Source organism: Hyphococcus aureus (assembly GCF_042643165.1).
In the GTDB taxonomy this organism is placed as follows: domain Bacteria; phylum Pseudomonadota; class Alphaproteobacteria; order Caulobacterales; family Parvularculaceae; genus Hyphococcus; species Hyphococcus aureus.
Genome location: NZ_JBHRSH010000001.1, coordinates 1,725,953 through 1,743,464, shown reverse-complemented (window position 1 = coordinate 1,743,464; position 17,512 = coordinate 1,725,953). Strand labels below are relative to the sequence as shown.

Annotated in this window: 15 protein-coding genes; 11 read left to right on the top strand and 4 right to left on the bottom strand. The window is 59.9% G+C overall.

The genetic code is table 11. The features are described 5' to 3' along the window. The first annotated feature begins 84 nt into the window (after positions 1-84). From ACFOOP_RS08545 to ACFOOP_RS08530, 4 genes are all read left to right on the top strand, one after another. On the top strand, positions 85-867 hold the full coding sequence (locus tag ACFOOP_RS08545) for a response regulator (protein WP_379880490.1): 783 nt from the start codon (positions 85-87) through the stop codon (positions 865-867). 80 nt (positions 868-947) lie between these two features. Then, entirely contained in the window at positions 948-2,327 is a 1,380-nt protein-coding gene (locus ACFOOP_RS08540; protein WP_379880489.1) for a sensor histidine kinase, read from the top strand. 133 nt (positions 2,328-2,460) lie between these two features. Continuing rightward, positions 2,461-3,117 carry a GIN domain-containing protein gene (locus tag ACFOOP_RS08535; RefSeq protein WP_379880488.1) on the top strand — a complete coding sequence of 219 codons (657 nt, stop codon included), beginning with the start codon at positions 2,461-2,463 and terminating at the stop codon, positions 3,115-3,117. A 62-nt stretch (positions 3,118-3,179) separates the two neighbouring features. Next, on the top strand, positions 3,180-3,827 hold the full coding sequence (locus ACFOOP_RS08530; RefSeq protein ID WP_379880487.1) for a head GIN domain-containing protein: 648 nt from the start codon (positions 3,180-3,182) through the stop codon (positions 3,825-3,827). Between the two features lie 8 nt (positions 3,828-3,835). On the opposite strand, the gene alaS is transcribed toward ACFOOP_RS08530, so the two are convergent. From alaS to recA, 3 genes are all read right to left on the bottom strand, one after another. Then, a complete protein-coding gene (alaS, locus tag ACFOOP_RS08525) occupies positions 3,836-6,493 on the bottom strand; it encodes an alanine--tRNA ligase (RefSeq protein WP_379880486.1) in 2,658 nt (885 codons plus the stop codon). A gap of 204 nt (positions 6,494-6,697) precedes the next feature. Beyond that, on the bottom strand, positions 6,698-7,066 hold the full coding sequence (locus ACFOOP_RS08520) for a VOC family protein (RefSeq protein WP_379880485.1): 369 nt from the start codon (positions 7,064-7,066) through the stop codon (positions 6,698-6,700). Between the two features lie 174 nt (positions 7,067-7,240). Then, complete coding sequence (gene recA, locus ACFOOP_RS08515) at positions 7,241-8,323, bottom strand: recombinase RecA (protein WP_379880484.1); 1,083 nt, start codon at positions 8,321-8,323, stop codon at positions 7,241-7,243. 283 nt (positions 8,324-8,606) lie between these two features. On the opposite strand from recA, the gene ACFOOP_RS08510 reads away from it, so the two are divergent. Further along, on the top strand, positions 8,607-10,766 hold the full coding sequence (locus ACFOOP_RS08510) for an AsmA family protein (protein WP_452176986.1): 2,160 nt from the start codon (positions 8,607-8,609) through the stop codon (positions 10,764-10,766). Positions 10,767-10,880: 114 nt separating this feature from the next. On the opposite strand, the gene ACFOOP_RS08505 is transcribed toward ACFOOP_RS08510, so the two are convergent. Next, positions 10,881-11,252, bottom strand: coding sequence for a hypothetical protein (locus ACFOOP_RS08505; RefSeq protein WP_379880481.1), 372 nt, complete (start codon positions 11,250-11,252; stop codon positions 10,881-10,883). Between the two features lie 275 nt (positions 11,253-11,527). Here ACFOOP_RS08505 and ACFOOP_RS08500 point away from each other — a divergent pair, with 275 nt between their 5' ends. From ACFOOP_RS08500 to nadC, 6 genes are all read left to right on the top strand, one after another. Continuing rightward, positions 11,528-12,124 (top strand): YfbR-like 5'-deoxynucleotidase, encoded by a 597-nt coding sequence (locus tag ACFOOP_RS08500; RefSeq protein WP_379881539.1) that lies wholly within the window; start codon positions 11,528-11,530, stop codon positions 12,122-12,124. Positions 12,125-12,286: 162 nt separating this feature from the next. Further along, positions 12,287-12,778, top strand: coding sequence for a tyrosine phosphatase family protein (locus ACFOOP_RS08495; protein ID WP_379880480.1), 492 nt, complete (start codon positions 12,287-12,289; stop codon positions 12,776-12,778). 18 nt (positions 12,779-12,796) lie between these two features. Beyond that, positions 12,797-13,822 (top strand): NUDIX hydrolase, encoded by a 1,026-nt coding sequence (locus ACFOOP_RS08490; protein ID WP_379880479.1) that lies wholly within the window; start codon positions 12,797-12,799, stop codon positions 13,820-13,822. 194 nt (positions 13,823-14,016) lie between these two features. After that, a complete protein-coding gene (gene nadA, locus ACFOOP_RS08485) occupies positions 14,017-15,123 on the top strand; it encodes a quinolinate synthase NadA (RefSeq protein ID WP_379880478.1) in 1,107 nt (368 codons plus the stop codon). Between the two features lies 1 nt (position 15,124). After that, a complete protein-coding gene (locus ACFOOP_RS08480) occupies positions 15,125-16,663 on the top strand; it encodes an L-aspartate oxidase (RefSeq protein ID WP_379880477.1) in 1,539 nt (512 codons plus the stop codon). Continuing rightward, positions 16,660-17,505: a carboxylating nicotinate-nucleotide diphosphorylase gene (gene nadC, locus ACFOOP_RS08475; protein ID WP_379880476.1), complete on the top strand. Its 846-nt coding sequence runs from the start codon at positions 16,660-16,662 to the stop codon at positions 17,503-17,505. The genes ACFOOP_RS08480 and nadC overlap by 4 nt, the downstream gene beginning before the upstream one ends. The last annotated feature ends 7 nt before the right edge of the window (positions 17,506-17,512 follow it).

Below are 17,512 nucleotides of genomic sequence, written 5' to 3'. Positions count from 1 at the left end.
CTGGACGGGAACTTTTCCAGCGCAGAGGCGTTACTAGATGCCAACCCATACGCGCAGAGTTAAAAAATCCCGGCCGAGTACCCAATGTCCAGATTGACGCCGTTTGAAAAAGACCTTCGCTTTGTTCGCCAGTTTGCGCGGGCCGTCACCTCCGACCAGTTTCTGGGGGACGAAATTGCAGCAGCAGCCCTCAGCAACTTCGACTACGCCTCACTGGAAGGTCTTTCCGATCGCGAACGGCAAGTCGCTGTGTTCCGCGCCTTCTATGACGCTTGGCGCAGCGCCCCGGCGGAGAGCGGCGTTGCCTTTTCGAATCGGTCCGTGCTCGCTGCCCGTCCCTTCACTGCGGAGCCGCCGCGTCAGCTTGTCCTTCTTGTTGACGTGATCGGGATCGACAGCAGCAAGGCGGCGGCGCTTCTGGATATCGATTCCGATGAAGCGAAACGCATGCTTGCGGAAGAACGCAAACTTATCGCGGCGACGCAGATTTCAGGCGCAGCCCTTGTTGTCGAAGATGAACCGGTGATTGCGCTTGAGGTCGCTGCGACGCTGGAAATGATCGGCCTTGATGTCGTTGCAACGGCGCGCAACGCCGAAGATGCGGTCCGCCTGGCGCATCAGCATAAACCAGATGTGGTGATGGCGGATTATGATCTCGGCGCAGGCCGGACCGGTCTTGACGCCGTGCGCGACATCACATCGGAGCTTCCGGTGATTGCGATTTTCCTGACCGCTTACCCTGATGATGTCTTGAGCGGCAGTGACTATGATCCCACCTTTATCCTGACGAAACCCTTTGAGGAACGCGCCCTTCGCGCAGCTATTGTGCATGGACTGTCCATGCCGCGGGCCGGAATCATAAAATAAGTCACCCTACCCATGCGCAACCTTAACCCTCTCTCTTTTCGGCGACGCCCCGCCTGTGATCCTTTCGGAATTCGCCTGCAATGACGTTGACGCGGCGGCAACGCGGTCTCATCGCTTTTGTTTCCGTCGGTATGGGTCTGCTGGTGCTTTTTGCGGCGGCGGCCGCTGCATTTTTTGTAAATCAGGCAAGCACACGCGCCGATGCTCTTGTCACGCACACAATCACCATCATCACCGAAGCGCTGAAATATCAAAGCAGCATTCAGGGCGCCGTCATCGGCGAGCGCGCTTACCTGATCACGCGCGATGAACAATATTTGACCGATTATGAAACCGCGCTGTCGGATTATGAAGAAGCCCGCCAGACAATACGGGAGCTGACGCGCGACAACCCCGCGCAACAGCTTCGCCTCGACAATATCGACATTCAGGCGAAAAACATTACCGATTCCCTCATGCGGGCGGTTAAAAACGTAGCGGCGGGCGACGGCGAAGACCGGGAAACGCTTGTCCGACGAAGCAATGTCGACGCCCTCCTAGCCCAGTTCAACGACATGATATCGATATTAATCCAGGAGGAACAAACGCTGCTACAAACGCGCCGGGTGGAGCAAAACAGAACCGATCGGCTGGTCGGACAGATCATCCTTGGATCGCTCGCCATTATTTCAGGCTTGCTCCTCTTGCAGCTCGCCATGTTGCGCGAACAAAACCGTTTGCAGACAGTTCGAACCACCGAGATTTTGGAGCTTAACACCGAACTTGAGCAACATGTCGCTGAACGGACAAAAGAACTTGAAGAAGCGAAAATCTCCCTGGAAGAGGAAAATCTGCGCGTTGAATCCCTGTTGCGCGACCTTCATCACCGCGTCGGCAACAGTCTGCAGCTCGTAGCGTCTTTTCTCTCTCTCCAGGCGAATCAGGTGGGCGGCGAAGAAGCCAAATCCACCTTACGCGCTGCGCGTGGGCGGGTTCTCTCCATCGCCGCCACACAACGCCGGCTCGCGATGAATACAAACCATGAAGTCGTCGCGTCCCGTCATTTCATCGAACAAATTGTCGCCGATCTCAAAACCAACCTGAATTTCGAACAGAATATCAACATCACAACCGATGTCGGAAATTTCAACATTCCCTCACGGGACGCTGTCACGATCGGCGTTCTCGTTTCCGAGATGGTCACCAATGCGGCGAAATACGCATTCTCGGGCCGGGAAAGCGGGTTCATTCGAGTCACCTTTGATCATGACCCCAGCGCCGAACAGTGTGTGCTAATCGTGGAGGATGATGGCGTCGGTCTGAGTGACGGGCCCGCCAACCCCCATGGCGGCCTTGGGCGGCGGATCATCGACAGCCTGGTCGCCGCGCTGGGTGGAGAAATAGAACGCGGCGAGAGCGGTCTGGGACAAGGGCCTGGCCTCCGTTTGGCCGTGATTTACCCTTTTTCCCCGGCTGAATAAGGCTAAAGAAATCAACCTTTTCCGCCCTTCCTCGCAGATTTGGGGCAGTTGGGCGCATTCGGCTCGCATTCCCGGCCCCCTCATGGCAGCATGAAGGCCTTGGGGCGTTGCGTAGACCCTTAGGAGCTGACCTATGTTGAGACCTTTTTTCCTCTCCGGAATCGCCGCCTGTGCGCTGAGCCTGCCTGCCGCCGCGGAGACCCGGAGCTATGACCTCGCCGCTTTTGACAGCATCGATATTTCGGCCGGCCTGAAACTCGTCGCCAAAGCGGGGGGCAAACAGTCAATCGCGGTTGAAACGGAGGAAGGCGATTACAGCGATTTCGAAATCGAGGTGAAAAGCGGCGTTCTCTATCTCAGCCGCGAGTGGAACCGTTTGCGCTGGCATCAGAAAAAAGCCGACTACACGGTTTTCGTGACAACACCGGAGATCAAAGCGCTCGACGCCTCCTCCGGATCGCATTCGACCCTGGAAGATATCGATTCACGCCGTTTCAACGCTGACCTTTCAAGCGGCTCCTTCGCTGTCATCTCCGGGCGCAGCGATGATTGCACGGTAGACATTTCCAGCGGCGCCAATCTCGATGCGCGCGCCCTGATCTGCAGCAGCGCGAATGTCGATGTCTCAAGCGGCGGCCATGGCGAGGTCACCGTCCTGAAAGCGCTTGTGGGCGACGCGTCCAGCGGCGGTCATATGGCGGTGTTCGGAACGCCCGAGCGCGTCAATATTGACCGCTCTTCAGGCGGGCGCATCAAGATCAAGACGCCGGTGACGGCGACGCGGGACTGATCCGCGACCACACAAAACGAATAAGAGCGTGAAAACGCCGTTCAAAAAAGAAGGGAAATCAAATGTCGAAACCTGTCACCTTTATCATGGCGGCCAGCGCGGCTGCATTAAGCGCTCTGGCGTTCGCCCATGCTGAAACACAAACTTACGATTTTTCAGGTTTTTCCGTTATCGACGCCTCCGCTGGCGTTGATGTTGAGGTGAGAGTTGGCGGGGCTTATTCGGTCCGCGCGGAAGGCGAGCCCGAGGCGCTGGAGCGCCTGCGTATCGAGCGTGATGGCGATGTTCTCGAAATCGGACGCGTGCGAGACCGGTCATTCTTTTCACCCGGCCGCAAATGGAAAGTGGTGGTTTACGTCAACATGCCCGAGCTTAACGGCGTCGACGCCTCCAGCGGCTCGGACGTAACGGCAACCGGCATCGACGCCGGCGAGTTCAGCGCCTCTGTGTCGAGTGGCGCAGATGCAAGCCTGCGCGGCACATGCGCGACAATTAAAGCCGACGGCAGCAGCGGCGCCGATCTCAATGCGGAAGGTCTGCAATGCGAGAATGCGGTCGCGGATGTTTCTTCCGGCGCCGACCTTACGCTCTACGCGTCTGAAAGCCTTGTTGCCGATGCGTCAAGCGGCGGCGATATCACCGTTTATGGCGCACCGAAAAACACCAATATCGACAAATCGTCCGGTGGCGATGTTCACATCCGCGATTAAATAGAGCTCTAAGCGCTCAGCGCCTTTTCAATCGCTTTAATGGCGTCGCCCGCAAGGGCGCCGTCCGGTCCGCCGGCCTGCGCCATATCCGGGCGCCCGCCGCCGCCCTTACCGCCCATGGCCTCGGCGCCGGCGCGCACGAGATCGACGGCGGAAAGCCGGTCCTTCAGATCGTCGGTGACGCCGACAGCCAGCGCCGCCTTGCCGTCATTGACGCCGACAAAAGCGGCCACGCCTGAGCCAATTTTCTGTTTCGCCTGATCGACGAGCCCGCGAAGATCCTTCGCGGCGACGCCATCAAGAACACGCCCGAGAAACTTGACGCCGCCAATCTCAGCGACCTCCTCTTCGGCCGCCGCCCCCGCGCCGCCGCCAAGAGCCAATTGCTTTTTCGCCGCAGCGAGTTCGCGCTCAAGCTTTTTGCGTTCGGCCACCAGCGCTTCGATGCGCGCAGGCAATTCATCCGGCGTCGTCTTGAGAGCGTCGGACGCCTGACGCGCCAGCGCAGCCTGGCCTTCGAGATACGCCCGCGCCGCCTCACCGGTCAGCGCCTCAATCCGGCGCACACCCGCCGAAACCGCGCTCTCTCCGACAATTTTGAAAAGCGCAATGTCGCCAATCCGGCGCACATGGGTCCCGCCGCAAAGCTCCACGGAATAGGGTTTATCGCCGCCCTCAAGCGCCCGGCCCATGGTCAGCACACGGACGTCATCATCGTATTTTTCACCAAAAAGCGCGATCGCGCCTGATTCAACCGCGTCATCATAGGACATGACGCGAGTTTCAACTGGCGTATTCTGGCGAATGACCGCGTTAACGCGCGCCTCAACCTCGGCGATTTCCTTGGCGCTGATCGCCTTCGGATTAGTGATGTCAAAACGCATACGCTCCGGCGCGACAAGCGAGCCTTTCTGGGCCACATGCGGTCCAAGCACATCGCGCAGGGCCGCATGCGCCAGATGGGTCACTGAATGGTTGGCGCGAATGCGGTTGCGGCGCGCAACATCAATCGCAAGATGCACGGCTTCGCCTTTTTTAATCGCCCCCTTTTCCACCTTGCCGATATGGCCGTGAAGCGCGCCAGCGCGTTTCTTGACGTCTTCAATCACGATGACGGCGCCGCTATCGGTCGTTATGCGCCCGGCGTCGCCCACCTGCCCGCCGGATTCGGCGTAAAATGGGGTTTGATTGACGATGATTTCGACCGCATCGCCTTTGGTCGCTTCATCGACGATCTCGCCGCCGGAAACGATCGCCTGAATAACGCCTTCAGCTTCCTCGTGAATGTAACCGAGAAATTCGGTTGCGCCATTTTCGGAGCGAAGATCGAACCAGACGCTTTCATCAGCGGCGTCGCCCGATCCCGCCCAGGCGGCGCGCGCGGCGGCTTTTTGCGCAGCCATCGCCTTGTCGAAGCCTTCGACGTCAACGCTTCGGCCTTCGCGGCGAAGCGCATCCTGCGTCAGATCGAGGGGAAAACCGTAAGTGTCATAGAGCTTGAAGGCCGCCTCACCGGGAAGCGCGGCGCCCTCGCCCAGATTCGCGGTTTCTTCCTCCAAAAGTTTCAGCCCTCGTTCGAGCAGGCTGCGGAATTTTTCTTCTTCACTGCGAAGGGTTTCCACAATCAGCGGCTCAGCGCGCTGCAATTCCGGAAAGGCGCCGCCCATCTCCCGCACCAGCACCGGCGCCAGGCGTGCGAGCAGCGGGTCGCGTGCGCCAAGGCTATGGGCGTATCGCATGGCGCGGCGCATAATCCGGCGTAGCACATAACCCCGGCCCTCATTGGAAGGGCCAACGCCGTCGGCGATCAGAAAACTGGTCGCCCGCAGATGGTCGGCGATCACGCGATGCGCCGGCTTGTCCTCGCCTTCCGCCTTGCGGCCTGTCAGATCGACAGACGCCGCAATCAGGGTGCGGAACAAATCAATGTCGTAATTGTCGTGAACGCCCTGCAAGACGGCGGCGATGCGCTCCAGCCCCATGCCGGTATCGATAGACGGTTTAGGCAGATCGACCTGTTTGCCGTCGCTGAGTTTTTCGAACTGCATGAAGACGAGATTCCAGATCTCGACAAAACGGTCGCCGTCCTCATCCGGCGAGCCCGGAGGACCGCCCGGAATGTGATCGCCATGATCGTAGAAAATCTCCGAGCACGGCCCGCAGGGGCCGGTGTCTCCCATAGCCCAGAAATTATCATTCGTCGGAATGCGGATGATCTTGTGTTCCGGCAAACCGGAAATCTTGCGCCAGAGATCAAACGCCTCATCATCAGTGTGATAGACGGTGACCGTCAGCCGATCGGCCAGCAGCCCAAAATCCTTGTGGACCAGAGTCCAGGCGGCGTTGATCGCCTCTTCCTTGAAATAGTCGCCGAACGAAAAGTTGCCGAGCATCTCAAAAAATGTGTGGTGACGCGCGGTGTACCCCACATTGTCGAGGTCATTGTGCTTGCCGCCCGCGCGAACGCATTTCTGCGACGAGGCGGCGCGGGAATAGTCGCGCGTTTCGGCGCCGGTGAAAATGTTCTTGAACGGCACCATGCCGGCGTTGACGAACATGAGCGTCGGATCGTTTTGCGGCACAAGCGGCGCTGAAGGCGCAATGAAATGATCGCGCGCAGCGAAAAAGTTCAAAAACTGAGAGCGGATATCTTTCAGCGACGTCATGGAGGGGGCCTGCCTCGTCTTGTCTTGTTGTCCAGCGTTCCGGTCCGGCCGCGCCCGCCGGGCGGGAACGGCCATCTCAATATAGAAACTGCGCCGGCCCCCATGAAGGAGCCGGCGCAGGAAAAGGTCTTAAGCTGATGAGCCCGCCCCGTCTAGGCGAGCGGTCCGAAGCCGCCGCCCCGGAAGGGGCCACGGCCCTTAAGCTCAGGCGGACGTCATACAAAAAGCGTTGAGCTTGTTGCCGTCTAGGTCGCGGAAATAGCCGGCGTAAAATGTATCGCCCCGTGGGCCGGCCGGACCCTCGTCCTTGGCGCCGAGCTCGATCGCTTTCTTGTAGACCCGGTCGACGGTCTCCGGCTTGTCGCAGGCGAGCGCGACCATGGTCCCATTGCCGACCGTCGCAGCGTTTCCATCATGAGGCTTGATAATGCCAAGTCCCGGTCCGCCGCCGCCCCAGGCGATGAAGGTGTCGCCTTCCATCTGGCGTTTGGCGCCGAGCTCGGCGAGCAGCGCATCGTAAAATTTAGCGGATTTTTCCATGTCGTTTGTTCCGACAGTCACATACCCAATCATGTCTTTCTCCCGTTTTACCCCGTTAAGGCGTGAATAAAGATAAGTCCGGCGTCACACATCCTGCACACCGCATTGTTCAACTTTGCAGGCGACAGGAAAAGGCAATTCCGCAGGCCACACCTCTCAATACGGAGGCCGGCCGGCAGAAATCACGCAACGACGTTCTGTCCCCGGTTAAGCCTCCGCAGCAACCGCGTCGTCATCATCCTTGTTATCGCCGGTCAGCATTTCCTCAGCGACGAGCCCCGCATTGGCGCGAACCGCAGCCTCAATCGAGGCGGCCATGTCCGGATTTTCACGCAGGAATTGCTTCGCGTTTTCGCGGCCCTGACCGATACGCTCGGAATTATAGGAAAACCAGGAGCCCGATTTTTCGACCACATTGGCCTTAACGCCAAGATCGATAAGTTCACCCATCTTTGAGACGCCTTCGCCATACATGATATCGAACTCTACCTGCTTGAAGGGCGGCGCGACCTTGTTTTTTACGACTTTGACGCGGGTCTGGTTGCCAACCACTTCGTCGCGATTCTTGATGGCGCCGATGCGGCGGATGTCGAGACGTACGGAGGAATAGAATTTCAGGGCGTTGCCGCCGGTGGTCGTCTCAGGCGAACCAAACATCACGCCGATCTTCATGCGGATCTGGTTGATGAAAATCACCAGCGTATTGGATTTGGAGATCGAGCCGGTGAGCTTGCGCAAGGCCTGGCTCATCAGGCGCGCCTGAAGCCCAGGAAGCGAGTCACCCATCTCCCCTTCAAGCTCGGCGCGCGGCGTGAGCGCAGCAACCGAGTCAATGATCAGCACATCAACAGCGCCGGAGCGCACCAGCGTGTCGGCGATTTCCAGCGCCTGCTCCCCGGTGTCAGGCTGCGATATCAAAAGCTCATCAAGATTGACGCCGAGCTTTTGCGCGTAAACCGGATCCAGCGCATGTTCGGCGTCGATAAAGGCCGCTGTGCCGCCAACCTTCTGCGTTTCCGCGGCCACATGCAGGGACAAGGTGGTTTTGCCGGAGCTTTCCGGCCCGTAAATCTCGACGACCCGGCCCTTGGGCAAGCCGCCAATTCCCAGCGCGATGTCGAGGCCAAGCGAGCCCGTGGAAATCGATTCAATGTCGACGATGTTCTTGTCGCCAAGGCGCATGAGCGAGCCTTTGCCAAACGCCTTGTCGATTTGAGAAATCGCCGATTCCAGCGCCTTCGACTTGTCCATGCCGTCCGTCTCCACTACCCGCAAACCGCCTTTAATCATCACCGCCTCCGTTGCCTGACAAGGGCCTCCCCTGTCAATGGCGGCCTTTGTACGCTATTTGTTCTCTTTTCGCAACATAAATTATCATATTGAAATTATTACATTATTATTGTTTGTTCTAATTTTGTCCATCCCGCTATATACCGGGATTATACCCTTGCAGCATGTAGTCCCTTGAGCGCCGGCGATTGTGATTCCCCGCCCTAGCGAGGGCGCTACACAAGGGTCATATTCCAGTGCTAAGCGCAACGGAACATTCCCGCCCGGCGCGTCTTAGGTATATGTGTTTCCCGCGCCCGCGCAGGCCCCGAAAACAGCCAAGCTGAAAGACGCCATGAACCGTATTCTTTTCATTCTCCTCGCCCTCGTCGCCCTCGCCCTTGCGATCCTCCTGTTCCTGCCGGGCCTTGTGCCCGTCTCGGCCTTTAAGGGCCGGATTGAAACGCAGGCCTCCAACGCGCTCGGCCGCGAGGTCAGTTTCGGCGACGATCTTTCCTTCCGGATTTTTCCGCGCACGGCGTTTCGCGTGACCGATCTCGTCATCGCCAACGCCGACGGGTTCTCCGGCGATTATCTCGCCCGCGTCGAGGAAGCCGATATCGGGGTGAAGCTCCTGCCGCTTTTATCGGACAGCGTGGAGATCGACCGCTTTGTCCTGACGCGCCCGGACATTCGCCTGACGCGCGCCCAGGACGGCGCCGTCAACTGGAACCTGGCGCAATCGGAGACGGCTCCGAGCGAAACCGAAACCAGCAGCGCGCAGCGTGAGTTAAAGCTTGGCGATGTCCGCATCGTTGACGGCGCCGCCCGCTATGAAGATCTGTCGACCGGCAAGAGCTATGTCGCCGAAGAGATCGACATGACCGTGGTCCTGAAAAGTCTCACCGAGCCGCTGGAAGCCAAAGGCGAGATGCAGTTTCAGGGCGCGCCCGCGACGGTCGACATGGTGCTGACGAGCCTTCGGGCCATTATGGATCAGGAGCCGGGCAATCTGAAGCTCGACCTCAAAGTGGGCGACGCGGAAATCGGCGCCGACCTTGCGATCACCACAAAAGACGGCGTTCATTATTCGGGGCCGGCGAGCCTTTCCGCGCCGGACCTTCCCGCCTTCGCCGCGCTTGCCGGCACGGAGCTCGCCGAAGCGCCAGGCTTCGACAAACTCTCCGTCAAAGGCGATATTGACGGCAATGACGCCTCCCTGCGGCTTGAAAACGCGTCGATCAATTTCGACGAGATCGCCGCGCAAGGCGCCGTCATGCTCAACTGGGCGGGCGCACGGCCGAAAGCGAGCGGCGTTCTGTCTACGGACAAACTCGATCTGCGTCCCTATATGCCGCCGCCATCGACCAGCGCGGAAGGGTTTCCCGCCTGGTCCGAGGCGAAGATGGATTTCGCAAGCCTCAACAATATCGATGCGGATTTCGATATTTCGACCGACGCCGTCTATGTGAATGATCTTGAATTCGGCGAAAGCCGCATCAAGCTGTTGGTGGACGCCGGGCGGCTCACCGCTGAAATCCCCGAGCTTTCCATGTATGGCGGACAAGGCTCGGGCCGGGTCGTCGTCAACGCCCGCGGCGCAACACCGTCTTTCGCCGGCAATTTCGATGTCGGCGCCGTCCAGGCCCAACCCTTTTCCAAGGATCTGATGAAGCATGACAATCTGTTGGGGCTCGGCTCGTTCAAGCTGAACTTCGCCGCGACGGGCGACAGCCAGGCGGCGATCATGCGCACCATCGACGGATCGGGCGGCTTCGACCTCGCCGACGGCGCTTTGAAAGGCGTCAACATCGCCGGGCTCGTTCGCGCGGTCGGCCAGTTTACCGAAGGCTTCAATCCGGCTGCCCTGCAACGCGCGGTCGCCGAAGCGCGCGGGCCCTCGCAACAGACGGACTTTTCGGAATTCCTGTCCGATTTCTCCATCACGAACGGGCTTGTCTCGGCGCCGACCATCACCTTGAACGGGCCTTATCTGTCTATGTCCGGACAAGGCACCATCAACCTTGCGGAACAGAAGATCGACTTGCGCCTTTCTCCCAAGGGAACAACAGTTCTTGAAGGTCAGGAAGGCGGACGCACCGTGACGGTCCCTGTCCGCATTGGCGGGACTTTTTCAAAACCGACCATCGGGATCGACGCCGAATCGCTCGCGCGCACCGGCCTTCAGCGCACGCTTGAAAACGTGCTCTCGAACCGGAACAAGAAAGAGGATGGTGAAGAGGGCGCCGACGCTACCGACGAGGAAGCAGATCCTGCGCGCGCCATTATCGAAGGCATTATCGGCGGCAAAAAGAAAGAGCCTGATCAGCAACAAGACGGCGCAACAGAAGATAGCGCCGCAACGCCTGAGGAAACGCTGATCAATGAGGGCCTGAACGCGATTTTCGGTAAAAAGAAAACGGCCCCCAAGGAAGAAACCAAAGAGGAAGAGCCGCAGCAATAGCCGCCGCTCCCTCGCACGCAACGGCGCCGTCCATCCGCCAATAAAAAAACGCCCCGCATTGCTGCGGGGCGTTTTTGCGTTTCCTCCCGGAAACAAAAACGGCCGGTTTTTATCTTATTGGTGGGCCGCCGGATCGGGACAATCCGCTTTTGATCTGCGCATCAGCATAAAGATCAAGACAATCGCCAAAAGCGGCGAGCCGATAATGAACAATGTCATCGCAACAGCGCCGCCCGCGGCGACAATGCCCACAAGCGCGCCGACAAGACCAAGAACGACGCCAAACAAGGCGACGAACAATCCTGCAATGATAGCGGCGAGCCCGCCATAACCGGCGACGATCGATTCCGCGACGGTGAGCGGCGTATCGCTGGCGAAATATGCGCCCACAGACAAGGCGCCGCCCAAAAACAGGATCAAAATAACCGGCGCGTAGAGCCAAGCCATTCCGCCTGAACGTGAATTTTCCTGATAGTCGGTTGCCATTTTCGCACCCCTTTCGAGCGGGCGTTCCGCTCGCCTTTTCTTTGTTGGTTCGGATACGCTTTACTGATGGTGATCTTCGGATGAATGCGCCGCGAGCTCAAGCCGCTCCGGCGCAGGATTAGCCCGGCTCGTCGCGGATTTGGACTTTCGATGCGCCCTTGCGGGGCCATAAGCGCTTTGCTAGGCGGTGCGCCCCATCAGACCGCCCTGAAAGGAATGACATGGCGTCCCGTCCCGCCGCGCCCAAACTCACTGCCCGGACCGCCCCCTCCGCAATGGCGCCGCCGCCGCGCGCCTGGCAACGCATGCTGTCGGGGCGCCGTCTCGATCTTCTCGATCCCTCGCCTATGGATGTGGAGATCGAGGACATCGCCCATGGCCTTGCACGCGTCGCCCGCTGGAACGGCCAGACCAAGGGGCCGATCCCGTTCAATGTGGCGCAGCACTCCCTGATCGTCGAAAATTTCTGCGGTGAACTAAAACCCGGCTGGCCGGTGAAATGGCGGCTCGCGGCGCTGCTGCACGATGCGCCGGAATTCGTCATCGGCGACATGATCTCACCCTTCAAGGCGCAGCTTGGCGAGCACTACAAGGCGATTGAAAGCCGGCTGATGCAGGCGATCCATCTGCGCTTTGGCCTGCCGGCGCATCTGCCTGACACGGTGGAAAAGCTGATCAAGCGCGGCGACCGCGCCTCCGCCTATTTCGAAGCGGTGCAACTGGCCGGGTTCGAGCCGCAAGAGGCGCTTAAATTCTTCGGTGAGCCCAAAGGCGTCGCACCGCTGACGCTTCGGGCGATGACCACGCTGGAGGCGCAGGAAGCCTATCTGAAGCGCTTTGAAACCCTCGCAAAACAACACGTCGCCGCTTAACACCTACTGTTTGCAGGGGGGAGCGGTCACATTTGCGGCGCCTCAAGCGCCTGTGAGCAAGCGCATATTTTGTTCATCTGTGGAAACGCCTATTTAAGGAGGGCGAATTACCGTCAGAAAAGGCGTACTGCTTACCATTATGAATGATATCCGGCCTGCAACATGCCCCAAGTGATTGTCAGCTCTCTCGACGCCGCCGCAGATGCGTTTGCGCGCAATCAGCCGGGCTATGTCATTTCCATCCTCGACAGCGACGACGCCGTGCCGGAGCCGTTTCGGCAGATCCCAAAAGAGCGTCATTTACGGCTCGACCCGGCGGCGTGTGAGATGACGATGGCGCCCGCAATTATCGACTTCGCGAAGGACTGGGCGGCCAGCGATGAAGACATCCTCATCCATTGCCATCGCGGTGTCGCCCGTTCCATGGCGATCGCCTATATTCTTCTCTGCGCGCGAGAGGGCGGCGAGTGCGAGGAGAAAATCGCCGCGCGCCTGCGGGCCGCCGCACCGCATGCGGACCCGAATTTGCGTCTCGTCTCCGAAGCCGACAGGCTTTTGAACCGCGAGGACCGCATGGTCGGCGCCATTCTCGACCTGTGCCCCTGTTGCTCCACGGTCTGCGCGCCTGTTGTGACCTTGCCTGTCACACCGTAAATCCCCCATAGACGGGGCATGAAGAAACCGCCCTCGCCGCCTCTGGTGTCCAATGTCGCCATCGCCCTTAACGCGGTGATCGCGGTGGTCGACGGCGATCGCCCGGAAGTCCTGTGCGTGAGAGGCGCGCCTGGCGTCGCGGACCGCGATCTCGCCTTGCCTTACGGGCCGTTCGATCCCGAACGCCACCGCACCTTTGAAATCGGCGTGCGCGAATGGGTTGAGCGCCAGACGCATGTGACGCTCGGCTATGTGGAGCAGCTTTACACCTTCGGCGACAAGGGCCGCGAAGCCCCTGCGGCGGCGCTGGCGGGCGGCGCCGGCGAGCGCGTCGTCTCTGTCGGCTATCTCGCCCTCGCTCCGTCGCCCGCCGACCTGCTCACCGAAGATGCGGTCTGGTCTGACTGGTATTCTTTTTTCCCCTGGGAGGACTGGCGCGGCGGTGAGCCTTCAATCCTCCGGGAGCGGATCATCCCGGCGCTTGACGCCTGGACCGGCCGGGCAAAGACCGCGGATGCGCGCGAAAGACGGAAAATGCGCATCAATGTTTCTTTCGGCCGCGACGGTTTTGGCTGGGAGGAAGAGCGCACCCTCGACCGCTACGAGCTTATGTATGAAGCAGGCCTTGTGATTGAGGCGTGGCGCGACCGTGTCGCTGCAAAGCTGGAGCCGCCGGTTGGCGGCGAGCCCGGCAAGGGCGAAACCGGCATCGCCATGATTTCGGATCACCGCCGCATCCTCGCCACCGCCATCGGGCGCTTACGCGGCAAGCTGAAATACCGTCCGGTGATTTTCGAGATGATGGGCGCAGCCTTCACCTTGCTTCAGCTTCAGCGCACGGTTGAGGCGATTGTCGGCTTCGAATTCCACAAACAGAATTTCCGCCGCAGCGTCGAAAAGTCAGGTTTTGTCGCGGCAACCGGCGAGATGAGCAGCGAAACCGGCGGGCGCCCCGCCGCCCTTTTCCGCGTTGACCGGGATGGCCTGAAAGACCGGGCGGCGGCGGGCCTTGCGATCCCCCGCAACAAAGCGATCGGGGACTAATATACTGAACTAATTTGTATTTTTCCTGTTTTCCCTATCGGAACCGGGTTGAATCGCTGGGTTGATTGACCGCTAGGGTGTTTTCGCTATTCTCCCGCCCTTCAGCCCTTGCGGGCTGATTTTTTCAGCCTATATATGCTCTAGTTGAGCATAATTGCCTGGGCGTAATACAGGCTACTTTGGGAGGCGATAAGATGCCTGACTCTTCCGGGCCAGAACTGAAAACGGCGCCGCTGCCATACACCGACGAGGTGAAGGCCAAGACGGACCATCTCTATCCGCGCGTCGCCAAGTTGATCCCTGAGATCGAATGGCGGACCATGGCCCCCTATATCGCCGCCATTAATGACCTGAAGAAAGAAAAGAACGCGGTCATCCTGGCGCACAACTACATGACGCCGGAGATTTTTTACTGCGTCGGCGATTTCGCGGGCGACTCGCTGCAGCTCGCCAAGGAAGCGGCGAAGTCGGATGCGGACATCATCGTCCAGGCGGGCGTGCACTTCATGGCCGAGACGTCGAAAATCCTCTGCCCGGACAAAACCGTGCTGATCCCCGACCCGAAAGCAGGCTGCTCCCTCGCCGCATCGCTCACCGGCGCCGATGTGCGGCTGTTGAAACAGAAATATCCGGGCGTTCCGGTCGTCACCTATGTGAACACGACGGCGGACGTCAAAGCCGAAACCGATATCTGCTGCACATCCTCCAACGCCGTTGAGGTCGTTGAATATGCGGCGGCCGAATTCGGCACGGACACGGTGATCCTGATCCCCGATCAATATCTCGCGCGCAATGTCGCCGCCATGACCGACATCAAAATCGTCACCTGGGCCGGCGCCTGCGAAGTGCATGAACGTTTCACGGCCGAAGATATTCGCGAAATCCGCGAAGGCAATCCGGGCGTCATAGTGCTCGCCCACCCTGAATGCCCGCCGGATGTTCTGGCCGAAGCTGACTTCGCCGGCTCCACCAGCGGCATGAGCAATTACGTCAAGGACAACCAGCCGAAAAACGTGGTCCTGATCACCGAATGCTCCATGTCGGACAATGTGGCGCTGGAAAACCCGAATGTGAATTTCGTCCGGCCCTGCAATCTCTGCCCCTATATGAAGATGATTAGCCTGCCGAAGATCCTGCGCTCGCTCCAGACCATGGAACATGAGGTTCTGATCGATCCTGAGATCATCGAAAAGGCGCGCAGCCCCATCGAGCGGATGATCGCCCTGCCCCTGAAACGGCAATCCATGTACACTCATCAGCACGCGCCGGAAGTGTTCGCGCTTGAGGCGCGGGCGTCATAACTTGCACTCCGACATCCTCATCATCGGCGCGGGCGTTGCGGGGCTTTATACGGCCCTGAAGCTGGCGCCCCGTCCCGTGACCATCGTCACGGCCCGCCCGCTGGGCAAGGGCGGCGCGACGCCCTGGGCGCAAGGCGGTCTCGCCGCCGCTGTTGGTGAGAACGATACGCCCAACCTGCATTTCTCCGACACCATGCAGGCGGGCGCGGGCCTCGTTGATCCGGAAGCCGCGCATATTCTGGCGCTCGGTGGGCCGGAAGCGGTTGAGGACTTGCTGCGGCTTGGCGTCGAATTTGACCGCGATGAAAATGGCAAGATGAAACTCGGACGCGAGGCCGCCCATTGTCGCGACCGCATTGTGCACGCCACTGGCGATCAGGCCGGCGCCGCGATCATGACTGCGCTGATCAAAGCCGCGCGCACAGCAGAACACATCACCATCATCGAACGCATTGTCGTTGAAGACCTTTTGATCGACGATGACGGCGTTGTCGGCGGCGCGCTGGTTTATGATGTCGCCGCTGGCGAACGCGAAGCCTATGAAGCGGGCGAAACCGTGATGGCCACTGGCGGGCTCGGCGGGCTCTACGCGGTCACCACCAACCCGACGCCCGCGCAGGGGCACGGCCTCGCCTTTGCGGCGCGCGCCGGAGCGATGATCCGCGATCCGGAATTTGTGCAGTTCCACCCGACAGCGCTTGATATCGGTCTTGATCCCGCGCCGCTGGCCACCGAAGCGCTGCGCGGCGACGGCGCGGTGCTCGTCAACAGGGACGGCAAGCCGTTCATGTCGACCTATCACCGCGACGCTGATCTCGCGCCGCGCGACATTGTCGCCCGCGCCGTAGAAGCGGAAATCAAGGCCGGGCGCGGCGCGTTTCTCGACGCACGCGACGCTATCGGCGTGAAGTTTCCTGACGCTTTCCCGACGGTCTTTGCTTCTTGCCAAGCCGCCAAGATCGATCCGCGAACGGAGCTTATGCCTGTCGCCCCGGCGGCGCATTACCATATGGGCGGGGTTGAGACCGATCTTGACGGCAAGACCAGCGTAGACGGGCTTTGGGCCGTCGGCGAAGTCGCCTCCACCGGCGTTCACGGCGCGAACCGTCTCGCGTCCAACTCCCTGCTCGAAGCGATCGTCTTTGGCGCGCGCATTGCCGACCAGTTGCGCGACAGCGAGATCGACATGCCTGAAGACGCCGGCGCGCCCGGTGACCGGATGGAGCTTTCACCAAGACCGGCGCCGGCAAAAGAGATGATGCAGTTGCGCAAGGCGATGACGGAGCATTGCGCGCTGATCCGCAATCATGAGGGTCTCGCCGATCTCCTCGATCTGATTCACGAGATGCATGAAAGCCCCGCCATGACCAGCGGTTTCAAAAGCGCGCTCGTCACAGCGGAGCTGATCGCCCAGGGCGCGCTCGCCCGCGAAGAATCCCGCGGCGGTCATTTTCGCAGCGATTTCCCGAACAAGGACGACGAACCCTTTCACACGGAAATCGCGGCGACACAGATCTATGACGATGAGGACCATGCATGATCGACCGCCTGTCGCCTTTGATCGTTGAAGACGCTGTCGCGCGCGCCCTGAAAGAGGATTTCGGCGACGCAGGCGATATCACCACCGCTGCAACCATTCCTGCGGATGCAAAAGCAAAAGCAGTGATAGCCGCGCGCAAGCCGGGCGCCATCGCCGGCGTCGATGCGGCGCTCGCCGCCTTTCGACTGACGGATCCCGCCATCACAATCACAATTGAAAAAGACGACGGCGCGCGCGTTCAAAAAAGTGATGTCATTCTCTCAATTGAAGGGCCGGCGCGCGGCGTTCTTTCGGCTGAGCGCGTCGCGCTGAATTTTATAGGGCATCTTTCCGGCATTGCGACAGCGACCGCCGCGCTCGTTGACGCCGTGAAACACACAAGCGCGAAAATCGTCTGCACCCGAAAAACGACGCCGGGCCTCAGAGCGTTTGAAAAACACGCCGTCCGCTGTGGCGGCGGACATAATCACCGGTTCGGGCTTTATGATGCGGTGATGATCAAGGACAACCATATCGCCGCTTCAGGCGGGATCGCCAAAGCGCTCAGCGCCGCGCGCGCCGCTGTCGGGCATATGGTCAAGATCGAAATTGAAGTGGATGGGATCGACCAAATGGAAGAAGCCTTGCGCAATGGCGCCGACGTCGTCCTGCTTGATAATATGGCGCCCACCGACCTGAAACGCGCCGTTGAAATCAATAAGGGCCGGGCCGTGCTCGAGGCCTCCGGCAATGTCACCCTCGATACGGTGCGCGCCATTGCAGAGACTGGCGTCGACGTCATCTCCTCAGGCTGGATCACCCATTCCGCGCCGAACCTCGATTTGGGGCTGGATTTCCTGTAGCCTCCGA

Coding starts and splice junctions, on each gene's coding strand:
- ACFOOP_RS08505 (WP_379880481.1), bottom strand. CDS start 11,252: ATGGCAACCGACTATCAGGAAAATTCACGTTCAGGCGGAATGGCTTGG.
- ACFOOP_RS08530 (WP_379880487.1), top strand. CDS start 3,180: ATGTCGAAACCTGTCACCTTTATCATGGCGGCCAGCGCGGCTGCATTA.
- ACFOOP_RS08495 (WP_379880480.1), top strand. CDS start 12,287: ATGCCCCAAGTGATTGTCAGCTCTCTCGACGCCGCCGCAGATGCGTTT.
- ACFOOP_RS08490 (WP_379880479.1), top strand. CDS start 12,797: ATGAAGAAACCGCCCTCGCCGCCTCTGGTGTCCAATGTCGCCATCGCC.
- alaS (WP_379880486.1), bottom strand. CDS start 6,493: ATGACGTCGCTGAAAGATATCCGCTCTCAGTTTTTGAACTTTTTCGCT.
- ACFOOP_RS08545 (WP_379880490.1), top strand. CDS start 85: ATGTCCAGATTGACGCCGTTTGAAAAAGACCTTCGCTTTGTTCGCCAG.
- ACFOOP_RS08500 (WP_379881539.1), top strand. CDS start 11,528: ATGGCGCCGCCGCCGCGCGCCTGGCAACGCATGCTGTCGGGGCGCCGT.
- ACFOOP_RS08540 (WP_379880489.1), top strand. CDS start 948: ATGACGTTGACGCGGCGGCAACGCGGTCTCATCGCTTTTGTTTCCGTC.
- recA (WP_379880484.1), bottom strand. CDS start 8,323: ATGATTAAAGGCGGTTTGCGGGTAGTGGAGACGGACGGCATGGACAAG.
- ACFOOP_RS08520 (WP_379880485.1), bottom strand. CDS start 7,066: ATGATTGGGTATGTGACTGTCGGAACAAACGACATGGAAAAATCCGCT.
- nadC (WP_379880476.1), top strand. CDS start 16,660: ATGATCGACCGCCTGTCGCCTTTGATCGTTGAAGACGCTGTCGCGCGC.
- nadA (WP_379880478.1), top strand. CDS start 14,017: ATGCCTGACTCTTCCGGGCCAGAACTGAAAACGGCGCCGCTGCCATAC.
- ACFOOP_RS08535 (WP_379880488.1), top strand. CDS start 2,461: ATGTTGAGACCTTTTTTCCTCTCCGGAATCGCCGCCTGTGCGCTGAGC.